General features: G+C 30.3%; 17 protein-coding genes. 6 read left to right on the top strand and 11 right to left on the bottom strand.

Annotation, left to right across the window (positions count from 1 at the left end):
• Positions 1 to 5: 5 nt before the first annotated feature.
• Together motA and polA are read right to left on the bottom strand one after the other, a co-directional pair.
• Positions 6 to 779: a flagellar motor stator protein MotA gene (gene motA, locus L8W56_RS06585; RefSeq protein ID WP_133319563.1), complete on the bottom strand. Its 774-nt coding sequence runs from the start codon at positions 777 to 779 to the stop codon at positions 6 to 8.
• Positions 780 to 791: 12 nt separating this feature from the next.
• Positions 792 to 3,431 (bottom strand): DNA polymerase I, encoded by a 2,640-nt coding sequence (gene polA, locus L8W56_RS06580; protein WP_263659784.1) that lies wholly within the window; start codon positions 3,429 to 3,431, stop codon positions 792 to 794.
• A 130-nt stretch (positions 3,432 to 3,561) separates the two neighbouring features.
• Between polA and L8W56_RS06575 the strand changes: the two genes are divergently transcribed.
• Together L8W56_RS06575 and L8W56_RS06570 are read left to right on the top strand one after the other, a co-directional pair.
• Positions 3,562 to 4,914: an MFS transporter gene (locus tag L8W56_RS06575; RefSeq protein WP_263659783.1), complete on the top strand. Its 1,353-nt coding sequence runs from the start codon at positions 3,562 to 3,564 to the stop codon at positions 4,912 to 4,914.
• On the top strand, positions 4,914 to 5,918 hold the full coding sequence (locus L8W56_RS06570; RefSeq protein WP_263659789.1) for a nucleoside hydrolase: 1,005 nt from the start codon (positions 4,914 to 4,916) through the stop codon (positions 5,916 to 5,918). Before L8W56_RS06575 ends, L8W56_RS06570 begins: the two co-directional genes overlap by 1 nt.
• Here the strand turns inward: L8W56_RS06570 and L8W56_RS06565 are convergent.
• Positions 5,874 to 6,317 carry a YqaA family protein gene (locus L8W56_RS06565; RefSeq protein WP_263659782.1) on the bottom strand — a complete coding sequence of 148 codons (444 nt, stop codon included), beginning with the start codon at positions 6,315 to 6,317 and terminating at the stop codon, positions 5,874 to 5,876. The genes L8W56_RS06570 and L8W56_RS06565 overlap by 45 nt on opposite strands.
• A gap of 275 nt (positions 6,318 to 6,592) precedes the next feature.
• Between L8W56_RS06565 and trpB the strand changes: the two genes are divergently transcribed.
• Positions 6,593 to 7,768, top strand: coding sequence for a tryptophan synthase subunit beta (trpB, locus tag L8W56_RS06560; protein WP_263659781.1), 1,176 nt, complete (start codon positions 6,593 to 6,595; stop codon positions 7,766 to 7,768).
• A gap of 18 nt (positions 7,769 to 7,786) precedes the next feature.
• On the opposite strand, the gene uvrA is transcribed toward trpB, so the two are convergent.
• Positions 7,787 to 10,609 carry an excinuclease ABC subunit UvrA gene (gene uvrA / locus L8W56_RS06555; protein WP_263659780.1) on the bottom strand — a complete coding sequence of 941 codons (2,823 nt, stop codon included), beginning with the start codon at positions 10,607 to 10,609 and terminating at the stop codon, positions 7,787 to 7,789.
• 158 nt (positions 10,610 to 10,767) lie between these two features.
• On the opposite strand from uvrA, the gene L8W56_RS06550 reads away from it, so the two are divergent.
• From L8W56_RS06550 to kcuS, 3 genes are all read left to right on the top strand, one after another.
• Positions 10,768 to 11,481 (top strand): DUF4198 domain-containing protein, encoded by a 714-nt coding sequence (locus tag L8W56_RS06550; RefSeq protein WP_263659779.1) that lies wholly within the window; start codon positions 10,768 to 10,770, stop codon positions 11,479 to 11,481.
• Between the two features lie 148 nt (positions 11,482 to 11,629).
• Complete coding sequence (locus L8W56_RS06545) at positions 11,630 to 13,735, top strand: carbon starvation CstA family protein (RefSeq protein ID WP_263659778.1); 2,106 nt, start codon at positions 11,630 to 11,632, stop codon at positions 13,733 to 13,735.
• A complete protein-coding gene (gene kcuS / locus L8W56_RS06540) occupies positions 13,732 to 13,923 on the top strand; it encodes a KCU-star family selenoprotein (protein ID WP_133319555.1) in 192 nt (63 codons plus the stop codon). Before L8W56_RS06545 ends, kcuS begins: the two co-directional genes overlap by 4 nt.
• A gap of 60 nt (positions 13,924 to 13,983) precedes the next feature.
• Here the strand turns inward: kcuS and serC are convergent, their stop codons facing one another.
• The 7 genes from serC to fliH form a co-directional block, all read right to left on the bottom strand.
• Complete coding sequence (serC, locus tag L8W56_RS06535; protein ID WP_220566596.1) at positions 13,984 to 15,060, bottom strand: phosphoserine transaminase; 1,077 nt, start codon at positions 15,058 to 15,060, stop codon at positions 13,984 to 13,986.
• Positions 15,061 to 15,072: 12 nt separating this feature from the next.
• Positions 15,073 to 16,236: an exodeoxyribonuclease VII large subunit gene (gene xseA / locus L8W56_RS06530; RefSeq protein ID WP_263659777.1), complete on the bottom strand. Its 1,164-nt coding sequence runs from the start codon at positions 16,234 to 16,236 to the stop codon at positions 15,073 to 15,075.
• On the bottom strand, positions 16,233 to 16,934 hold the full coding sequence (gene ubiE / locus L8W56_RS06525; RefSeq protein WP_263659776.1) for a bifunctional demethylmenaquinone methyltransferase/2-methoxy-6-polyprenyl-1,4-benzoquinol methylase UbiE: 702 nt from the start codon (positions 16,932 to 16,934) through the stop codon (positions 16,233 to 16,235). Before ubiE ends, xseA begins: the two co-directional genes overlap by 4 nt.
• 7 nt (positions 16,935 to 16,941) lie before the next feature.
• Entirely contained in the window at positions 16,942 to 18,126 is a 1,185-nt protein-coding gene (locus tag L8W56_RS06520; protein ID WP_263659775.1) for a hypothetical protein, read from the bottom strand.
• Position 18,127: 1 nt separating this feature from the next.
• Entirely contained in the window at positions 18,128 to 18,541 is a 414-nt protein-coding gene (gene perR / locus L8W56_RS06515) for a peroxide-responsive transcriptional repressor PerR (RefSeq protein ID WP_133319550.1), read from the bottom strand.
• 81 nt (positions 18,542 to 18,622) lie between these two features.
• Positions 18,623 to 20,452 (bottom strand): 1-deoxy-D-xylulose-5-phosphate synthase, encoded by a 1,830-nt coding sequence (gene dxs / locus L8W56_RS06510; protein WP_263659774.1) that lies wholly within the window; start codon positions 20,450 to 20,452, stop codon positions 18,623 to 18,625.
• Positions 20,449 to 21,261: a flagellar assembly protein FliH gene (gene fliH, locus L8W56_RS06505; RefSeq protein WP_263659773.1), complete on the bottom strand. Its 813-nt coding sequence runs from the start codon at positions 21,259 to 21,261 to the stop codon at positions 20,449 to 20,451. The genes dxs and fliH overlap by 4 nt, the downstream gene beginning before the upstream one ends.
• Positions 21,262 to 21,264: the final 3 nt, after the last annotated feature.

The following is a 21,264-nucleotide window of genomic DNA, read 5'->3' as shown; positions in this document are numbered from 1 at the left end:
AACTCTTATTTATCAAATTGAGAAATTCTAGGCTCATCATGGCTTAAATAGTTAAATAACTTTGCCTCCAAATCTCTTGGATTAGCTCCTTCTGCAATACTTACAATAGCGTGAGAAATAACTATTCTTTCCTTAATTAAATCATGTGAATTAGCTTTCATTTTATTACCCCAAGGCCCAAATAAAGCATAAGCACCAAAAATTCCCGTAACAGTTGCTGTAAAAGCTCCTGAAATACCCGCTGCCATAGCCTGTGGATCATCAAGTAGTTTAAGTGCCAAAATCAATCCAAAAACAGCACCAACAAGCCCCATAGTAGGACAAGTTTCACCAAAGCGTATCCAATATTCTGCACATTCTTTATAATATTCTTCCATTTCTTCTACTTGAATTTCCATACTTTCTTTAATTTCTTCTACGCTCTTACCATCTACCATCATCATCATAGCTTCTTTTAAGAACTCATTGTCAATTTCATTAGTTTTTGACTCTAAAGCCAAAAGTCCATCTCTTCTTGCTATAACAGAGTATTCTACAAGCTCAGCTATTCTTTGACTTAAATTTACCCCCGAACCTTTAAAAACTACCTTTAATTCCTTATATGCACCTTTAACAATTTTTTTATGTGTAGAAGTCATTGCGCAAAAAGCTGCTGTAGGCACCACGATAATAAAAGACGCTAAGTGTAAAACATGCAAAGGGTTACCACCCTCTAAAATATCCCCTACAGAAATACTAACAACAGCTAATACCATCCCAAGTATGGTTGAAAGATCCATTAAACATTCTCCTTATTTTAATATACCCCAATTTTTGGCAATACTTGATGAAGTTTTTAATTTAACTTTTAATTTTACAATATTTTCCATAATATCACTAGCTTTTTTTGCAAAATCCTCACAAAGTTCATCTTTTACTTCAAAAATAAGCTCATCATGAATTTGCAAAATTAAGCGTTTGTTTTCATCCAAATTTCTACTTATTTCTATCATTGCCAATTTTATTATATCGGCAGCTGAACCTTGAAGTATAGAGTTAATACTCTCTCTTTCATGCATTGCAATTTGCATAGGCTTTACATTTTCAAAATCAAAATAACGCTTACGACCTAGTAAAGTACTTATAAAGCCATTTTGCTTAGCTTCATTTTTTACTTTTTCAAAATAAGTTTTAATACTAGTAAAATTCTCAAAATATTTTTCAATATATTCTTTAGCTAACTTCGCTTCTATTTTTAAATTTTGGCTCAAAGTCTTATAACCCATACCATAAATAAGACCAAAATTTATACTTTTAGCAATACTTCTTGTCTCATAATCACTATGGCCAAAAATCATAATAGCAGTTTTTGCATGAATATCCTCATCGTTTGAAAACGCTTCTAATAATTTCTCATCTTCACTAAAATGTGCTAGCATTCTAAGCTCAATTTGTGAATAATCAAGTGAGATAAAACTAAATCCTTCTTTTGCAATAAAGCAAGATTTATAATCCTTAGCATATTGACCATGTGCAGGGATATTTTGCAAATTTGGATCTTTTGATGAAAGGCGTCCAGTAGCTGTTCCTGTTTGCAAAAAACTTGAATAAATTCTTGAATTTTCATCTTTTTTAGCTAATTTTAACAAAGGTTCACAATAAGTAGAAACTAATTTTGCAAGCTCTCTGTAAGCTAAAATTTCTTTTACAATCAAATGTTCATCTAAAATAGCATTTAAAACCTTTTCATCAGTAGAATAACCTGTCTTACCTTTTTTACCACTTGGTAATTTTAATTTTTCAAATAAAATATCCCCTACTTGTTTAGGAGAGTTAATATTAAATTTTTCACCCGCTAAATCATATATTTTTTCACTTAGTATTTTAATATCTTGATTAAAACTTTGCATTAAGTTTTCAAGCTTTCGAGTGTCGAGTTTAATGCCATTATTTTCCATCATAATAAGCACTTTGATAAATTCAAACTCACTTTTTTGTGCAAGTTCAAATAAAGGCTTTTCTAAATTTTTTAAAAAATACAAATAAAATCTTAAAGTAATATAAGCATCTTCAGCAGCATATTTACAAGCTTTTTCTACATCCACTCCTGCAAAGTTTTCTCCTTTTTTTACCAAGTCTTCAAAATGTAAAGTCTCATAAGCAAACAATCTTTTTGCCAAATCATCCATATTTACACGCAAACTTGGCTCTTTAAGCCATGCAAGTATCATAGTATCAGCATAGTTTTTTGGAGGAAGTAAATTAAAATTATTTTTTATGATTTCAAAGTCATATTTAAGATTATGGCCTATAACCGTGCTTTGATATATTTTTTCTATACCCTTTTTAGCTACTTGCATAGAAATTTGCTTACAAACTCCTAAATAATCATGTGCAAGTGGCACATAAAAGGCTTCACTTTCATGAAAACAAAAACTAAACCCTACTATCTTAGCTTCTTTAGTATCCAAGCCCGTAGTTTCGGTGTCAAAAGCAACAATGCTTTGATCATCAATTTTTTCTAAAATTTCAAATAATTCTTTCTCATCTAAAATTAATCTTGCATTAAATCCTAAATTTTTATCTTTATTAGTAGGATTAGTGCGTAGTTTTTTTAACAAAGCATTTAATTCATAATGCTCTAAAATATCCATAATCTTAAGCAAAGGCTCATCTTTTGGATACTCACAATTTAAAAGCATATCTTTTACATCTAAATTTTCATACAAAGAAGCAAGTTTTTTGCTTAAAAAGGCATTTTCTTTGCCTTCAAGCAACAAATTACGACTTCTCTCATTACGCACTAGTGTTAAGTTTTCATAAATTCCCTCAATACTTTCAAACTCATCAAGTAAATTCTTAGCACCCTTAGCACCAATTCCTTTTACCCCTGGGATATTATCTGAACTATCTCCACATAGAGCTAAAAAATCTCTTATTTGGCTAGGTTTTACCCCATATTTTTCCAAACACCCTGCTTCATTATAATCATTTTTTGAAATAGGGCTATAAATACTAACTTTATCATCTTTTATAAGTTGATATAAATCTTTATCTTGAGTGATAATTCTTATAAAAATATCCTTACTTTCACACTCTTTAACTAAAGATGCGATGATATCATCAGCCTCATATCCTTCGCAAGAAAAACTTGAAAAACCCATTTTTTCTATCATTTGAATGCAAATTGGAATTTGAGCTAATAAATCAGGCGGAGGTGGAGTGCGGTTGATTTTATAATTTGGATCAATTTCACTTCTAAAAGTTTTTCCTTTACTATCAAGAGCAAAAATAATCATATCACTAGGATGTTCATTTTTCAAACTATAAATAAAATTAGCAAAACCACTAATCATATTACTAGGCTCACCTTTTGAATTTTTCAACCCCTTTAAAGCATAAAAAAGTCTAAAGAAAAAGCCAAAAGTATCAATTATTGTTAAAGTTTTCATTTTTTTCCTATATTAAAAAATAATAATAATTATCGCCCAAAATTATTTAAAAGTCGGTAAAAAGTATTAAATTTCCATTTTAAGCATTTTAGTTACAATTATATTTTAAATTTAAAACAAAGGTTTAATCTTGCAAACAAAATCAATCGCGGATGAAAATTTTCAAACTCCACAAGGAAAAAAGGCATTTAAAAAGGCTGTGTTTTCATGCTGGCTAGGAACTGCCATGGAATATGCAGATTTTGCACTTTATGGCTTAGCTGCAGCTACTGTTTTTTCAGAAGTTTTCTTTCCTGAACAAACTCCTGTTATAGCATTATTGCTTAGTTTTGTTACTTATGGTATAGGTTTTATTGCTAGACCTATTGGAGCTTTATTTTTTGGATATTTAGGAGATAAATACGGAAGAAAAAATGTATTAATGAGCACCATTGCATTAATGGGTATTTCAACTACTCTAATTGGTTTTATACCAAGTTATGCAGTAATTGGAATTTGGGCTCCTATATGTTTGGTTATTTTGCGTTTTATGCAAGGCTTTGGAGCAGGTGCTGAGCTTTCAGGTGGGACTGTCATGCTTGGAGAATATGCTCCTAGCAAACATAGAGGTTTAATCTCTTCTGTTATAGCACTTGGATCAAACAGTGGAACCTTACTTGCAGCTTTTGTGTGGCTTTTAGTTACAAGTATGGATGATGCTAGTTTTAAAGAATGGGGATGGAGAATTCCTTTTATAGGAAGTATTTTTATAGCACTTTTTGCTGTTTATATGCGTTTAAATATAAAAGAAACTCCTGTTTTTGAAAAACAAAAAGAATTAATGCTAAAAATTCGTCATGAAAATGAAGCACATATGAAAAAAGATGAAAGAACTTTTTGGCAGAAAAGTCGTGCATTTTGGACTATGGTGGGCATAAGAATAGGAGAAAATGGACCATCTTATCTTGCACAAGGCTTTATAGTAGGTTATGTAACTAAAATTTTACTTCTTGATAAATCAGTAGCCACAACTGCTGTTGTTATCGCTTCTTTGGTGGGATTTTTGGTTATACCTTTAGCAGGATATTTAAGTGATAAATTTGGAAGGCGTATTACTTATAGAACCTTTTGCTTGCTTTTAATGCTTTATGCTTTCCCTGCTTTTATGCTACTTGATAGTAAAAATGAAATTATTGTAATTTTAACTATCATTGTAGGTATGTCTTTAGCATCTTTAGGAATTTTTGGCGTACAAGCTGCGTGGGGTGTGGAGCTTTTTGGAGCAAAAAATCGCTATACCAAAATGGCACTAGCAAAAGAATTTGGCTCTATACTTTCAGGAGGAACCGCTCCTATGATAGCTTCAGCTTTGCTTGCTTATTATGGCACTTGGTGGCCAATAGCCTTGTATTTTGTTATCACTGCAGGAATTGGTTTTATCACAACTTTCTTTGCACCAGAAACTAGAGGCAGGGATTTAAATTTAATAGAAGATGCGATATGATACGCCTTATTTTAGATACTGATATAGGCAATGGAATAGCAGGGGCTAATACTGATGATGGTTTAGCCCTTGGACTTATTTTAGCCTCCAAAGAAATCAAACTTGAAATGATTAGCACTTTAAGTGGTAATGTGCAAGCTTTAACCGCTTATAGTGTTGCTAAAGATTTATTAAATAAGCTTAATCTAAACATACCTTTGTATTTAGGTGCTCATGAAGCTTTATGTGAAGATAGTCATTTTTGGAGACAAAGACTAGATAAAGGTGTAGAAGAGTTTAAGCTTACTCATCTTTGGGATCATATAAAACCTATAAAAATCCTAGAAAACATAAACCCAAATGCTTGTATGAAAATGGGTGAGCTTGTTATGCAAAACCCAGGTGAAATTTCAATTTGCGCTATAGGGCCTTTAACAAATATAGCCATAGCTATGAAGCTTTTTAAAGACTTTGATAAAAATGTAAAAGAAATTTTTATCATGGGTGGAAGTTTTGATATGCCTTATCATATCAAAGATACAAATTTTGGTTTTGATCCTGAAGCTGCTAGTATAGTTTTAAACTCAAGAGCTAAAATCACACTTGTTCCTTATAATGCAACAATGCAAACTATGCTCACACATGAAGATTTAAATGCTTTAGAAAATCAAAATCCTCTTTGTGATTTTTTAGTGCAGACTTTAAGAGTTTGGATTGATTTTGCAAGCAAAACAAGAGGCACAAATGGCACATGGATACACGATGCATTAACTATTGCTTATATGCTTGATCCAAATTTAGCAAATTTTGATGAGTATTTAGTAGATGTCATTTGTGATAGTACTTTTGCTAGAGGAAGCACGATAAGGTGTTTTAAAGATGCAAAAATGCCTATGAAAAATCATGAATTAAAAAACACCATAAAAGTTTTAAAAGATGTTGATAATGCTAGACTTTTAAATCTTTTAAAATCAAGGCTTTTAAATGGAATTTGCTATGAAAATTACAAAAGCATAACGACTTAATTTACCCAAGGCTATAAAAATACTTGCTTTTAAAAAAGAATACTTAGCAAATCCAAGCCCTAGTGCAAAAAGATCTCCCACTATGGGTAAAAAAGTAAAAAAAGCATACAAAGAGCCAAATTTTTTAAAGTTTGCATTGATTTTTTCTAATTTACATAAAGAGTTTTTAAAATATTTTTCCAAAATTTGACTCTCTCCAAAATAAGCTAATGCATAAGTACTTAAACTACCCAAAGTATTCCCCAAGCTTGCTATAAATAAAACCATATAAGCATTAAAATCTAATTTCACAAAAGCAAGCACAAAAGCCTCACTAGCCATAGGCAAAAGTGTGCTAGAGAGAAAACATACTATAAAAAGCCCTATATAACTTATATCATTATATAAAAAATCAAACATTATAAATTTTCTTAGTATTTATTTTATAAACTATCATTTTAAAGAATTTTTAATAATAATTATCTTAGAATGTAAAGTCATTTGGCAATTTTTTAAAAGGAAAAACTATGGAAAGGAAAAAATTTTCTAAACTAAATTTAGAATACTCATTTAACAAAGCTTCTTTTTCTTGGCGTTAAGCCTGCTACTACATTTTCAATCATTTTTATTTTACATTTTTAGTTTTAGTTGATCATTTTTTGATTTTAAATTATTAATCATTTTAAGGAAATACTATGAAAAAATATTATGGAAAATTTGGTGGGCAATTTGTGCCAAATGAAGTAAAAATAGCATTAGATGAAGTAGAAAAAGCTTTTTTAAAACTCAAAAAAGATAAAGATTTTAACACAGAATTAAAAGAACTCTTAGCTAATTATGTGGGAAGACCTACGCCTTTATACCATGCTAAAAATTTAAGCAAGCTTTATAATCATGAAATTTATTTAAAAAGAGAAGACTTAACTCACACAGGAGCTCATAAGATCAACAATGCCATAGCTCAAGCCTTAATGGCAAAGAAAATGAATAAGAAAAAAATTATTGCAGAAACTGGAGCAGGACAACACGGGCTTGCAACAGCTACTGCAGCAGCACTTTTAGGACTTGAGTGTGAGATATTTATGGGAGCTATTGATGTAAAAAGACAAGCCTTAAATGTCTATAAAATGGAGCTTTTAGGAGCAAAAGTTCATGCGGTAGAAAGTGGAAGTAAAACTTTAAGTGATGCGGTAGATGAGGCTTTAAAGTTTTGGGTTAAAAATACCAAAGAAGTATTTTATGTAGTAGGAAGTGCAGTGGGGCCTTATCCTTATCCGCAAATTGTTACGCATTTTCAAAGTATTATAGGTAAAGAATGTAAAATGCAACTTATAAAATTAAATAAAAAAGTTGATTACATCATAGCAGCAGCTGGAGGTGGTAGCAATGCTGCTGGAATTTTTCATGCATTTTTAAAAGATGAAAAAGTTAAACTCATAGGCGTTGAAGCAGCAGGTTTAGGAAAAGATACACCTTATCATGCAGCCACACTTACTAAAGGTAAAGAGGGTATTATCCATGGTATGAAAACTAAAGTTTTACAAGATGATAAAGGAAACATTGCTCATACTTTTAGTATTTCTGCTGGGCTTGATTACCCTGGCATAGGGCCTTTGCACGCATATTTGCAAGAAAGTAAAAGAGCAAGTTATCATGCTATTAGTGATGATGAGTGTATTAATGCTTTAAAATTATTATGTAAAGAAGAAGGTATTATACCCGCTATTGAAAGCTCACATGCATTAGCTTATTTAGAAAAAATTTGTCCGACTTTAAAGAAAAAAAGTGTGATAGTTGTAAATCTTTCAGGAAGAGGAGATAAAGATATGCAAAGTATTTATGAATATAAAAAAGGTGAAATTTATGGTTGAAGAATAACTTCAACCAATTTATTTTTTTGTGTTTTTTAACTCTAAATTTAGATAATACCCTGTGTAAGAACCACTTTTTTCATGATTTTTAGCAAGCTCTTCAACGCTACCTTTAGCTATAACCTTACCACCTTTAACTCCACCTTCAGGTCCCATATCGATGATATAATCAGCATTTTTAATCACATCTAAATTATGCTCTATCACAAACACACTATTTCCAAGATCAACTAAATGTTGCAAAACTACAATAAGTTTATTAACATCTTCAAAATGAAGTCCTGTTGTAGGTTCATCTAAAATATAAAGAGTTTTTCCTGTATCGCTTCTACTTAATTCTTTAGCTAGCTTAATACGCTGAGCCTCCCCGCCACTTAAAGTAGTTGCATTTTGTCCTAAGGTAAGATAATCAAGCCCAACTTTTACCAAAGTATCAAGTTTTTGTTTTATTTTTGGTACAGAAGTAAAAAACTCACTTGCTTCAATAATACTCATATTTAAAACATCAGCTATGCTTTTACCTTTATATTTGATCTCTAAAGTTGCATCATTATATCTTTTGCCATTACAAACATCACAAGTTACCATCACATCAGGCAAAAAGTGCATTTCTATTTTAATTTCACCATCTCCGCTACACTTTTCACATCTTCCACCTTTAACATTAAAAGAAAAACGCCCTGCTTTATAACCTCGCATTTTAGCTTCTTTGGTAGCTGCAAAAAGATTACGAATTTCATCCATAGCACCTGTATAAGTAGCGGGATTTGAACGAGGAGTCCTTCCTATAGGACTTTGATCAAGATAAATTACCTTATCAAGTTTTTCCAAACCTTCTATCTTAGCCCCACTTAGTTTTTTAACTTTTTTAGCACGGTTAAGCTCTTCTTTTGCAAATGGAAGCAAAGTTTGCAAGATTAGCGAGCTTTTACCACTTCCTGAAACACCTGTAATTGCTACTAAATTATGCAATGGAAAATCTACACTTAAATTTTGAATATTATTAATGCTCACATCTTTTAAACTAATAAAATCTTTTTGTTCTCTATTTTTTTGATGGGCAATTTGCTTTTTACCACTCATATAAAGGGCGGTTTGACTTTTGCTTTTTAATAATTCTTTATAAGTTCCACTAAATACAACTTCACCACCAAATTTACCAGCATTTGGACCAATATCTACGATAAAATCTGCTTCTTCTATTGTCATTTTATCATGCTCAACCACGATTAAAGTATTACCCTTTTGCTGAAGATTTCTTAAAGTTTTAATGAGTTTTGCTGTATCTCGCTCATGCAAACCAATGCTAGGCTCGTCTAAAACATACATCACTCCACTTAAACCACTACCAATTTGAGATGCTATACGAATTCTTTGAGCTTCACCCCCACTAATTGTTCTTGCATCACGCCCTAAGGATAAATACCCAAGTCCTACATCATAAAGAAAAAACAATCTTTCATTAATTTCTTTAAAAATAGGCTTAGCTATCAATCTTTCTTGCTCACTCAAATATGCAAAATTAGCTTCTTTTGAAAAAAATGCAGTGGTATTTTCTATACTCATATCTAAAATTTCACCCAAATTTTTTTCAGCAACTTTTACAGCTAAACTTTCAGCTCTTAAACGATGACCATTGCAATCTTTACAAGTTTTTTCGCTCATATACTCGCTTAAATCTTTTTCATCTTTTAGCATTTCATAAGCATATTTAACTGCACCTTCAAATTTGCGATTTAAGCGATGTCTTTTCCATAAAAAGTTAATTTCCTTGGCATTACCATAAAGTACTAGACGCTTTTCTTCTTCGCTTAGCTCATTATATGGAATTTTTACCCTTATATCATTTTGCTCGCAAAAGGCCATTAAAAACTTATAGTAATAACTTTTATTAAACCCATATAATAGCTTTACAGCTCCTGCTTCTAGGCTTAATTCTTCATTGATAAGCTTTTTCATATCTAGCGTATATCTTATACCAAGACCATCACAACTTGGACAAGCACCTTTTGGAGAATTAAAAGAAAAACTCAAAGGCTCAAGCAAAGGAAAGGAAATTTTACAATCAAAACAAGCATTATGCTCACTATAATGAAAATGTTTTGCTATGTTTAATTCTTCATTATTTAAAACTTCAATTTCCACTTCACCAAAGCTCTCACTAAGACCTTTTTCTATATCGCTTGCAAGTCTTGCCAACATATCATCTTGCATTTGGAGTCTATCTATCACAAGCTTTATTGTATGTTTTTTAGTTTTAGCAAGCTCAATATCCTCATCAAGACGCGTTAAAACCCCATCAATTTGTGCTCTAACATAGCCTTTTGCGACTAAATTTTCCAAAAGATCTGCAAAAGTTCCCTTTTTTTCTTTGATCAAAGGAGCATAAATGATGATTTTTGCCCCTTTTGGAAGCTTTAAGATTTCACCTACGATATCTGCTGCACTCATAGATGAGATTTTTTGGCCACATTGATGACAATGTTGTGAGCCAATCCTTGCATATAAAAGTCTTAAATAATCATAAATTTCAGTAATAGTCCCAACAGTTGATCGAGGATTTTTAGAAGTTGTTTTTTGATCAATAGCAATAGCAGGAGTTAAACCTTCTATTTTATCAACATTTGGTTTACCAACTTTATCTAAAAACTGCCTTGCATAAGCACTTAAACTCTCAATATAGCGGCGTTGTCCTTCTGCATAAAGCGTACCAAAAGCTAAAGTGGATTTACCACTTCCACTAAGTCCTGTAAAAACTATAAGCTTATTTTTAGGAATTTCTAGGTTGATATTTTTAAGATTATTCTCTTTAGCACCAATTATATTAATAGTATCATTCATAACTTTTCCTAAATATTTAAAAATAAATTTATGATTTTAACATAAGAAAAATTAAAATATTTTTCTTTTTTATAAAGGAAAAATTAAAATACATTCTTAAGTTTTATATAAATAAAAATATATATAATGATTATCAAAATTATTTTAAAGGAGAAAAAATGAAATTTTCAAAAATGGTGTTTTTGAGTTTTTTTATAGCAAGTTCTGCTTTAGCTCATCAATTCTTTCCTATGCAAACTAGCAATGGATATGAAGTAGGTTTTTGGGCTGATGATCACTGGGGACAATATCAACCTGATAGGGTTTTTGGTATAAGTGCAAAAGATTCTCAAGGAAAAAATTTAAAAGCTGGCTATGACTACGAAAATAACAAAATATTTATTGAGGGAAAACCTGCTGTTGCAAGTGTTAATTATGATTTTGGATATTACACATTTACAAAAGATGGAAAACATTATGCACAAAAAAGATCTGATATTACAGATATTACTGGTGCAAATGAAGTCACTCAAACAAGAAAAATTTTCAAAATGGGAAAAAGTATTTTTTCTTGGGATGAAGGTTCAAAAAAACCATTAGGATTAAAATTTGAAATAGTTCCTTTACATAATCCTTTAACACTACATGAAGGAGATAAATTAAAACTCCAAGTTTTACTAGATGGAAAACCCGTAAAAGGAGTTGAATTTGAAGATCAAAATGATGATATCGACAACATAGCAACAAATGAAAAAGGTATAGCAACAATCACACTCACAAAACCAAAAGATGGTTTACAAATAATAGCTGCAAACATCAAATTACCATACAATCTAGACAGATATGGCGATACTCTACAATTGACAGCGACACTAAGTTTTAAATCTAAATAATTTCAAATTCTTAGTCAATAAAATTAATTTTTAATTGACTAAGAAATATGTTACATTTTGTAATATATTAATTTTTTATTTATCCTATATAGCAATAAAATATAATTCTACGATACACTAAATAAATTCACTAAAGCAAAGGAATTAAATGAATATTACTAACAAAATATTATGGTTTTTTGTTGCCATTGTCGGTGCTGTTTGTTTTGGCATATTAGCACTCCAAAATGGCGAAAGTATTTCAGCGATTTATCTTGTTATTGCTGCTTTATGTATTTATATCATAGGGTATAGATTTTATGGTAGATATATTGCCTATAAGGTGCTAGAGCTAGATAAAAACAGAGCAACTCCTGCTGTAGTTAAAAATGACGGATGTGATTTTGTCCCTACAAATAAAATTGTGCTTTTTGGACATCATTTTGCCGCTATCGCAGGAGCTGGTCCTTTGGTAGGTCCTATACTTGCTGCACAAATGGGTTATTTACCCTCTATGCTTTGGATATTAATAGGCGGTGTTTTAGCAGGTGCGGTACATGATTTTGTAGTTTTATTTATATCTACGCGTCGTAATGGAAAATCTTTAGGAGAGATGATAAAAGATGAATTAGGACAATTTATCGGCGCAATAGCAATGATTGCTATATTTGGAATTATGCTTATAATTATTGCGATTTTAGCTATGGTTGTTGTAAAAGCTTTAGCAGAATCTCCATGGGGATTATTTACCATCGCAATGACCATTCCTATTGCTGTTTTTATGGGAATTTATATGAGATTTTTAAGACCTGGTAGGGTTGGTGAAGCTTCTATTATAGGTTTTATATTGCTCGTATTAGCCATACATTATGGAAGTGAAATAGCTGCTGATCCTTATTGGGCGAAAATATTTACCTTTGATGCACCAACTTTAGCGCTTATTATGATGGCTTATGGTTTTATAGCTGCAATTTTACCTGTTTGGTTTTTACTTGCTCCAAGAGATTATTTATCAACTTTTTTAAAAATCGGTGTTATTGTGGTTATGGCTTTAGCTATTGTATTTGTAGCACCTGATCTTCAAATGCCAAAAATTAATTCTCAATATTTAGATGGAAGTGGGCCTGTATTTGCTGGAGCAATTTTTCCATTTTTATTTATTACCATTGCATGCGGAGCTATTAGTGGTTTTCATGCATTAATTTCAAGTGGCACAACTCCTAAAATGCTTGAAAATGAAACTCATGCATTAGCTGTTGGATATGGCTCTATGCTTATGGAAAGTGCTGTGGCTATCATGGCTTTAATTTGTGCTTGTATTTTACACCCTGGTCTTTACTTTGCCATCAATGCGCCTGCTGCTACTATAGGTGTAGATGTTGCAAATGCAGCTGCTGCTATTTCTAGCTGGGGTTTTAAAATAACTCCTGAAGAAATCACTACTTTAACTACAAATATAGGCGAACAAAGCATATTATCAAGAACTGGTGGGGCACCAACATTTGCTGTAGGTGTTGCTTTAATTTTACATGAATTATTTGGTGGAGTGAATTTAATGGGCTTTTGGTATCACTTTGCTATTTTATTTGAAGCCTTGTTTATTTTAACTGCAGTTGATGCTGGGACAAGAGCTTGTAGATTTATGGCTCAAGATATATTGGGTAATGTTTATAAACCTTTAGGAAATATCAATAATACCTTAGCAGGAATTTTTGCAACAGCTTTAAGTGTTGGTGGATGGGGGTATTTTCTCTACCAAGGAGCGATAGATCCAAAAGGTGGAATTTACTCATTATGGCCACTTTTTGGAGTGAGTAATCAAATGCTTGCTGGTATGGCATTGCTTTTAGCAAGTGCGATTTTATTTAAAATGGGGAAGGCAAGATATACTTGGATTACTCTCATACCTGCTTGTTTTGTTTTAATCGCAACACTTTATGGAGGTATTCAAAAAATTCTTCCTTACAAAGAAGGAGATCCAATCCATAATGCTATAAGTCATGTTGCTGCTGTACAAATAAATACACAAAAAATACAAGAATTTAATTTAAAACTTTCTCAAACACAAGATGAAGCAATAATCGAGCAAATCAAAAAAGATATAAAATTAGCATCTCAAGCTAAAAATTCCAATTTAATAAATGCAATTTTATGTGTGTTTTTCATGATTACCACTTTGCTTGTTATACTTTCTTGTTTTGGAATTTTTATCAAAAAATTAAACATTCCTTTAAAAGAAAGCCCTTATATAGCATTAAAAAAGGAAAAAACATGATAAAAAAACTTAAATTATGGTATGAAAAATCCGAAAGGTTTTTTCATCCCTTAGTTGGAGTTGCAAGCTATGATAAATATCTTGAACATATGAGAGAAAAACATCCTAAAGCACCTTGTAAAAGTAGAAAAGAATTTTTTAAAGATTTTCTTGAAAAAAAATACAATAGTGGCTTAGGAAAATGCTGATAAATATTAAAGAGTAAAGTTTTTACTATACAAATGATTTTTGGTGAAAATCACCAAAAATCAAGCATGTTTTTTTGCAAAAGCTTTCATAAATTCACTTAACTTTTGAACCTTTTCAATACTGATAGAATTATAAATACTAGCACGAATTCCACCTAAAATTTTATGTCCTTTAAGACCTATCATACCATTTTCTTCAGCTTCTTTTACAAAAACTGGCTCTAAGTTTTTATCATAAGCTATATTAAAACTAACATTCATTAATGATCTATCCTCTTTTTTGGCATGACCTTTATAAAAACCATTACTCTCATCAATCACATCGTATAAAATTTTGGCTTTTTGTATATTTTGCTCATTGATTTTGTCTAATCCACCTTGATTTAAAAGCCATTTCATTTCAAGATTAAACATATATATAGCAAAGGTTGCTGGAGTATTAAATAAAGAATTATTTTCAGCATAAACGCTATATTTTAACATACTAGGTATATTTTTGTTTTTACTACGCTCTATCATATCTTTACGCACAAAAGCACAAGCAAGCCCTGAAATTCCTGCATTTTTTTGCACCCCACCAAAAAGCATAGCAATATTAGAAAAATCTATCTTTTTAGAGAAAAAATCACTAGAAGCATCAATTATCAAAGGACTTTTAGTCTTTGGATAGCTTTTATATTGAGTTCCATAAATGGTATTATTAGAGCATATATAAGCATAATCTGCATTATCGCTAAATTCAAATTGTGGGATATGATCAAACTCACTTTCTTGAGTGCTTGCTACTATTTTTGTATTTACTCCTAAAATTTCAGCTTCTTTAATAGCCTTTTTAGTCCAAACTCCCGTATTAGTAAATTCACAAACTCCACCCATATATAAATTCATAGGTATCATAGCAAATTGCAAACTAGCCCCACCTTGCATTAAAAGCACTTCATAATCATCATTTACACCATAAAGTTCTTTTGCCATTTTGATAGCTTCAAAATGCACTTCTTCAAAAACCTTTCCACGATGAGAAACTTCCATAATAGAAAAGCCTTTACCATGATAATCAAACAAATGTTCCCTAGCTTCTTTTAAAACCTCATCAGGCAGGTTTGAAGGACCTGCACTAAAATTCATCACTCTCATTTTATCTCCTTTTTATAGTATTTGAGCTTCTTTACTCTCATTTATTGAGCAAAGCTTTATAATATCTCCTTTTTTTAGCTTTTCAAGAGAGATATTTTTGCCATCTTTTTGTAAATTTATCAAATTTTTACTTTTATCAAAGAAATTTTTATGCTGAGTTAAAAGTTCCTCAAAATTATCAAGCTTATTTTCATAATTTAATAATTTTAAATTTAAAACACTCTTTAGTTGGCTTTGTAAAAAATCAAGCTTTTGTTTTCTAAGAAAAAAAGCATTTTCTAAAGACTTAGCTTTGGCTAAATTTTGCAAGTGATCGATTTTGTTTTGATAAAACTTAAGATGATTTAACATTTGGTTTTTAAAACACATAGCAAGCTCATCAAGTCCTTGTTCTAAGCTTAGTTTATTTGGAAAAATCATATCAATAGCTGCACTTGGAGTTGGTGCTCTTAAATCTGCTACAAAATCACTAATAACATAATCAATCTCATGTCCAATAGCAGAAACAATAGGCGTTTTTAAAGAAAAAATACATCTTGCAAGTTCTTCATCGTTAAAACAAAACAAATCTTCTCTACTTCCACCACCTCTTGCCAAAATAATCGCATCTAAATTATACTCATTGGCTTTTTTTAAAGCATTTATTAAAGAATTTGGGGCACTTTGTCCTTGGGTAAGGGCATTAAAAATAGTTATTTTGCAAAGATTGTATTCTTTTTGTGAAATTAGCTTTAACATATCTTGCAAAGCAGCTGAAGTAAAAGAAGTAATTATACCTATTTTTTTAGGAAATTTAATAATGCTTTTTTTAGCATTTGTATCAAACAAACCTTCTTTTTCAAGCTTTTCTTTTAGAGCTAAAAATTTAGCTTCTAAATCTCCAAGACTTGTTTTTTGCATACTTTTGGCGATAAATTGATACCTGCCACTTGCTTCATATAAACTCACATAGCCTCTAAGTTCAAGCATATCGCCAACTTTAGGTTTAGCTTGGACAAATTGATTAAAGCCTTTAAACATCACACAAGCTATGCTTGATTTTTCATCTTTTAAATCAAAATACCAATGTCCTGAACTATGAATGGTAATTTTAGAAATTTCTCCACTAAGCTCTATATCATCAAGATGAAATTCTAATAAACTTTTAGCTTTTAGATTAAGTTCTGAAACTTTCATTTTTTTCTTGCAATAAACATAGAGCAAACACCAAAACTAAAGCTTTTATACTCTAGCATTTCAAAATACTCACTCAATTCTTTAATAAATTCTTCTTTGCTTAAAAAATCTTCTATCGAATTTGGTAAATACTCATAAGCACTATAATTTTTACTGATAAATCCACCCACTTTTGGTAAAATATTTTTTAAGTAAAAATCTCTACAAGCAGCTATAAAACCACCCTGCTCTCTTTTAGTAAATTCAAGCACAAGTAAAATCCCATCCTTTTTCAACACTCTTGCAAATTCTTTTATAGCTTCTTTCCTATCTACCACATTGCGTATGCCATAACTTATACTTATGATGTCTGCACTTTCACTTTCAAGTGGAAGTTCTTGTGCTTTTGCTTGCACAAAAGTCGCATCAGGAATTTTTTTCTTAGCCACTTCAAGCATACCCGCACTTGGATCAACTCCTTTTATACTAATGATATTTTTATTTGCCCTTAAGGCTTGATTTTGCCATTCTATAATCATATCGCCTGTACCACAAGCCACATCAATAATATCAAGTTCATTGTTAGAAAATTTAAAAACATCTAAACAAGCTTTTTTTCTCCAACTCACATCACTTCCAAAACTTAAAATTCTATTAGCCTTATCATAAGTTGGTGCTATATCATCAAACATTTTGACTATTTTTTCTTGTTTTTGCATGTTTTTCCTAACTATATATTTTTAATTTTTTAATGCTTTTTTCAATTTGTTTTATTGTATTTTCATCATATGAAATTTGTTCTAAATAATTATGTTCAAAATAATTTTTTAGTTTTTCAATACTTTTTTCTTCAAACATAGTTACAAAATAGCATAATAAAAATTTTATTCTTTCTAATTCTTCTTCATGATTTGTTTGAGATTTTACAATTTTTTTCTTTAAAAAAACTAATTCTTTTCTTAGTTTAAAAGCCACTAAAGACTTTAAAATTTGATTTTTCTCTCCTTGATAAAAACTACAATCATTCTTTAAAATAAAATCCATATCAAGAAAAATATCATTGATTTTTTCATCACTTAAAATAAAAATATACTTTTCTAATTCAAATTTACAAATTTTATCATTACAAATTTGTTTTTCCAAATTCAAAATATAATCTTGAAGTTTATTTTGAATACTCTTTTCAAAAAGAGTGCTAAAAAGCTCAAAGAAAATGCATATTTGCCTAAGACTTGCAAAAAATTGCTCAAAACTTTCAAAATTTAATTTTTGTAAAAAATTCAATCTGTCATTTTTTAATCTTTTTAAAAGCACAAAAAGTAAGATTTTACCCGCTTCAAAACTTTGAATTTGATTTGGAAAATGTAAGCTAATATCTTCTTGCTTATCTAAAATTTTAATACATCTAGCACTATCAAAAATTTTAGAAAAATCTCCATATAATGCTAAATTTTTGCTGTAGAAATTTTCATCATCTGAAATCTCTTTATAGCTTTTAAAAAAGTGAGGTAAATTAAATTGCTTTGCTTTTTCAAAAGTAGGAAAAACAACTTTCAAAATGACCAAATCTTGTAGATTATTTTTAAACTTATAAAGTAAAAATCGAGCACTATTAATCTCAAAACTAATTCTAGTTTTCTTAATAACACTTCCTATAAGTTTTTTACTTTGCTGTTTAAATTCTTTTTTAGAAAGTTTATGATTTTTTTTATCTAAAATATCATGCAGTTTATAAAGTGAAAATCGATAATAATTTTTATTAAATTTTTTATATTTAACATCACAAAAAGGACTTATACGCGTAAAGAAAACGCGTATTTTATCCTTAGAATATATAATTTTTTCTTCTTTTAAAATTTTTATAAAGTCATCATTTTTAAGTAAAAAGCGTCTTTGGACTTCACAAACCATTTTATTTTTTACAAGCTTTACAACCATTCACATAAGCAAACACGCCAAGATAATCAATGATATTGCCAATTTTTTTCTCAAGATCTTCTTGGTATTTATTTATCCCACTATCTTCATAACATACATCTTCTATATGATTGCATTTGCTACAAATTACATGTATATGAGGATATTCATAAATATCATAACAAGTTTTTTGATTTGGAGTGTTGATTTCTACAACCAAACCTTGTTCTTTTAAAGTATTTAAATTTTTATACACTGTAGCTAAAGAGATAGAAGGATATTCTTCCTTAATGCTTTCGTATAAAGATTCTATATTAGGATGTTCATGGCGTTTTAAAATTTTTAAAATACAAAGTCTTTGAGGAGTAGCTTTTAAATCACAATTTTTAAGCAATTGAATAAGTTCCATTATTAATTCTCCGATATTTTTTATATAGTATAACGCTTTTTTTATAAAAAAATGATTATATTAAAGGATATTTTTTATCTTTTAATAAATTTTAATCTTTTTACACAAAGATTCAACATCAATTTCTAGAAATTTTTCTACTTCATTTGTTTTACCATGAGTTATAAATTGATCTTCAAATTCAAAACTTACTAGTTTTATATGATAAAGGTTTTCTTTTTGCAAGAAAGTTGTAATCAAACTTCCCACTCCACCTATCTTAGCACTATCTGAAAAAACAAACCAAGTTTTTGTATCTTTTGCCAATTCTTTTAAAAGCTCTTCATCTAAAGGTTTTGCAAAAATCAAATCTATTAAGCTTGCATAATCTAAACCAAGTTTATCTAAAGCTAGTTTTGCCTTAGCCACACCCTGACCAAAACCTAAAAATACTTTATCGCTTTGCACTTTAGATAAAATTTGAGCTTTTGCAAGTTTTATCTCACATGGATTAAAATTTTCATCTAATAAAAAATTACCTCTAGGATAACGAAAAGCAAAAACACCTTGATGAAAATAAGCATACTCCATAATTTTTTCCATCATAGCCTCATCTCTTGGAGCCGCTAAAGTAATATTTGGTATAGCACTTAAAAAACTAACATCAAAAGCACCTTGATGAGTTTCCCCATCTTCTCCTACTATGCCAGCTCTATCCATAGCAATAACTACATTTAAATTCATAATAGCACAATCATGGATAACTTGATCATAAGCTCTTTGCATAAAAGTGCTATAAATTGCTATAAAAGGCTTAAAACCTTCTTTAGCCATAGCTGCCATAGAAGTAACTGCATGTTGTTCTGCAATTGCTACATCCCAAAAACGCTCAGGATATTTCTCCATTAGCTTATCTATTCCAGTTCCACTTGGCATAGCAGCAGTTACACCTACTATATTTTCATATTTTTGAGCTAAATTTAAAAGTGTATTTGAAAAAATTTCTGTCGCACTTTTTTTGTTCATATTAGTCTTTAAACTCTCTCCGCTACTTCTATCAAAAGCACCTACTCCATGCCATTTAGCATTTTTACCTTCAGCTAATGTATAACCTTTGCCTTTGATAGTTTGCGCATGCACTACACAAGGTTTATTCATAGCTTTAGCTTGATTTAACGCATTAATAACTTCATTTAAATTATGTCCATCAATAGGCCCTATATATTCAAGTCCTAATTCTTCAAATAAGAGTCCAGGTGTAATAAGTCTTAAACCCTCTTCAAAACGCTTTGCCATATAAGATGCGCCTTGAGGAAAATACTCTAAAAGATTTTCTATGCGTTTTTTAAACTTTTGATAAAACTGCGTTGCCATTGCTTGAGAAAGGTATTTTGAAATAGCTCCAATTGGCCTTGAAATACTCATTTCATTATCATTTAAAATAATCACACAAGGATATTCTCTATCGCCAAGCTCATTTAAAGCTTCATAAGCCATACCTGCACTTAACGCTCCATCACCTATTAATACAACAGGTAAGCGATCTTCTTTTTTTAATCTTATAGCCTTACAAGCTCCAACTGCTAAAGATATAGAAGTGCTTGAATGTCCTGCTACAAAATAATCCCCCTCATCAGGCTTTGTATATCCACTCAAGCCATTAAATTGTCTTAAAGTATGAAAATTATCTATCTTACCACTTAAAAGCTTATGTGGATAAGATTGGTGTGAAACATCAAAAATAAAAGGATCTTTTCGCACATCAAAAACATAATGCATTCCTATACTAAGCTCAACTACACCTAAATTTGAGCTTAAATGTCCACCATTTTTACTCACTGTATCTATGATAACTTCACGCAAATTACTAGCTAAATTTTCCAGTTCTTTAATTTGCATATTTTTAATATTTAAGTTATTTAAATCTATCATTCATTAACCATGTTTTTGATTTTTTGCAAACGATTGTTAAGGTTTGACTCTATATTACCCGCATCACTTAATATTAAAATACTTCCCTTATTAATCGCATCATCAAGACTAAATTTAATATTGCTTTGTTCTTGCAAGTGTGTTTTTACATATTCAAAATCATCAGGACTTAACTTTAATTCTATCTTGGTAGCATTTTTAAGTTCACTCATAAGTTCTTTTGCTAAATTTAATGCTATAAGTGATGAATTTTCTTCGAGCTCTTTTGCAATCACTTCTTTTGCAATAATTACAGCTGTATCGGCTAATTCTTTTTCATTTTTAGATAAAAACTCATTTAAATTTTGCACTGTATTTTCAAGCTTTTCTACGCTTTTTAAGTATTTTTCCTTCAAGGCTTCTAATTCGCTTTCAAAATTCTTTTGTGCTTGTTCATAACCTTCTTTAGTAAATTTTTCCTTTGCATGTTCTAATTCTGTATTTAAACGATTGTTAAATTCAGCCTCTTGGCTTTCTATCTGCATTTGCAACTTAATGATATTTCCTGACATTTCATCAGTTTTTTTAAGTAAATCTTCTACAAAATCAGGTTGAATTTGTGGTTGTGGGGCTTGTGGAGCAGCTTCTATTGTTTGATTTTCTACTGCTTGTTGTGTGTTTTGGACGGGAGAGACTTGATTTATAGTTTGAATTTCTTCTTGTTTTTGTTCTTCACTAGAGGGCATTTCACTCATAACTTTAAAATGATAACCCTCAACTACATGAGCAGAAATATTTTCAGGTGAAATTACATTGGTTAATTTTGCCATAAT

Source organism: Campylobacter sp. IFREMER_LSEM_CL1085, assembly GCF_025772235.1.
GTDB classification, from domain to species: domain Bacteria; phylum Campylobacterota; class Campylobacteria; order Campylobacterales; family Campylobacteraceae; genus Campylobacter_D; species Campylobacter_D lari_D.
The sequence above is the reverse complement of the archived record's forward strand: the minus strand, read 5'-3'. Positions and strand labels throughout refer to the sequence as shown.

What these genes read in the sequence shown, in the direction of transcription:
- L8W56_RS06520 (WP_263659775.1), bottom strand. Translation starts at nt 18,126, where the DNA reads ATGGTTTGTGAAGTCCAAAGACGCTTTTTACTTAAAAATGATGACTTT.
- L8W56_RS06565 (WP_263659782.1), bottom strand. Translation starts at nt 6,317, where the DNA reads ATGTTTGATTTTTTATATAATGATATAAGTTATATAGGGCTTTTTATA.
- xseA (WP_263659777.1), bottom strand. Translation starts at nt 16,236, where the DNA reads ATGAAAGTTTCAGAACTTAATCTAAAAGCTAAAAGTTTATTAGAATTT.
- L8W56_RS06545 (WP_263659778.1), top strand. Translation starts at nt 11,630, where the DNA reads ATGAATATTACTAACAAAATATTATGGTTTTTTGTTGCCATTGTCGGT.
- perR (WP_133319550.1), bottom strand. Translation starts at nt 18,541, where the DNA reads ATGGAACTTATTCAATTGCTTAAAAATTGTGATTTAAAAGCTACTCCT.
- serC (WP_220566596.1), bottom strand. Translation starts at nt 15,060, where the DNA reads ATGAGAGTGATGAATTTTAGTGCAGGTCCTTCAAACCTGCCTGATGAG.
- trpB (WP_263659781.1), top strand. Translation starts at nt 6,593, where the DNA reads ATGAAAAAATATTATGGAAAATTTGGTGGGCAATTTGTGCCAAATGAA.
- motA (WP_133319563.1), bottom strand. Translation starts at nt 779, where the DNA reads ATGGATCTTTCAACCATACTTGGGATGGTATTAGCTGTTGTTAGTATT.
- kcuS (WP_133319555.1), top strand. Translation starts at nt 13,732, where the DNA reads ATGATAAAAAAACTTAAATTATGGTATGAAAAATCCGAAAGGTTTTTT.
- dxs (WP_263659774.1), bottom strand. Translation starts at nt 20,452, where the DNA reads ATGATAGATTTAAATAACTTAAATATTAAAAATATGCAAATTAAAGAA.
- fliH (WP_263659773.1), bottom strand. Translation starts at nt 21,261, where the DNA reads ATGGCAAAATTAACCAATGTAATTTCACCTGAAAATATTTCTGCTCAT.
- ubiE (WP_263659776.1), bottom strand. Translation starts at nt 16,934, where the DNA reads ATGCAAAAACAAGAAAAAATAGTCAAAATGTTTGATGATATAGCACCA.
- uvrA (WP_263659780.1), bottom strand. Translation starts at nt 10,609, where the DNA reads ATGAATGATACTATTAATATAATTGGTGCTAAAGAGAATAATCTTAAA.
- L8W56_RS06550 (WP_263659779.1), top strand. Translation starts at nt 10,768, where the DNA reads ATGAAATTTTCAAAAATGGTGTTTTTGAGTTTTTTTATAGCAAGTTCT.
- polA (WP_263659784.1), bottom strand. Translation starts at nt 3,431, where the DNA reads ATGAAAACTTTAACAATAATTGATACTTTTGGCTTTTTCTTTAGACTT.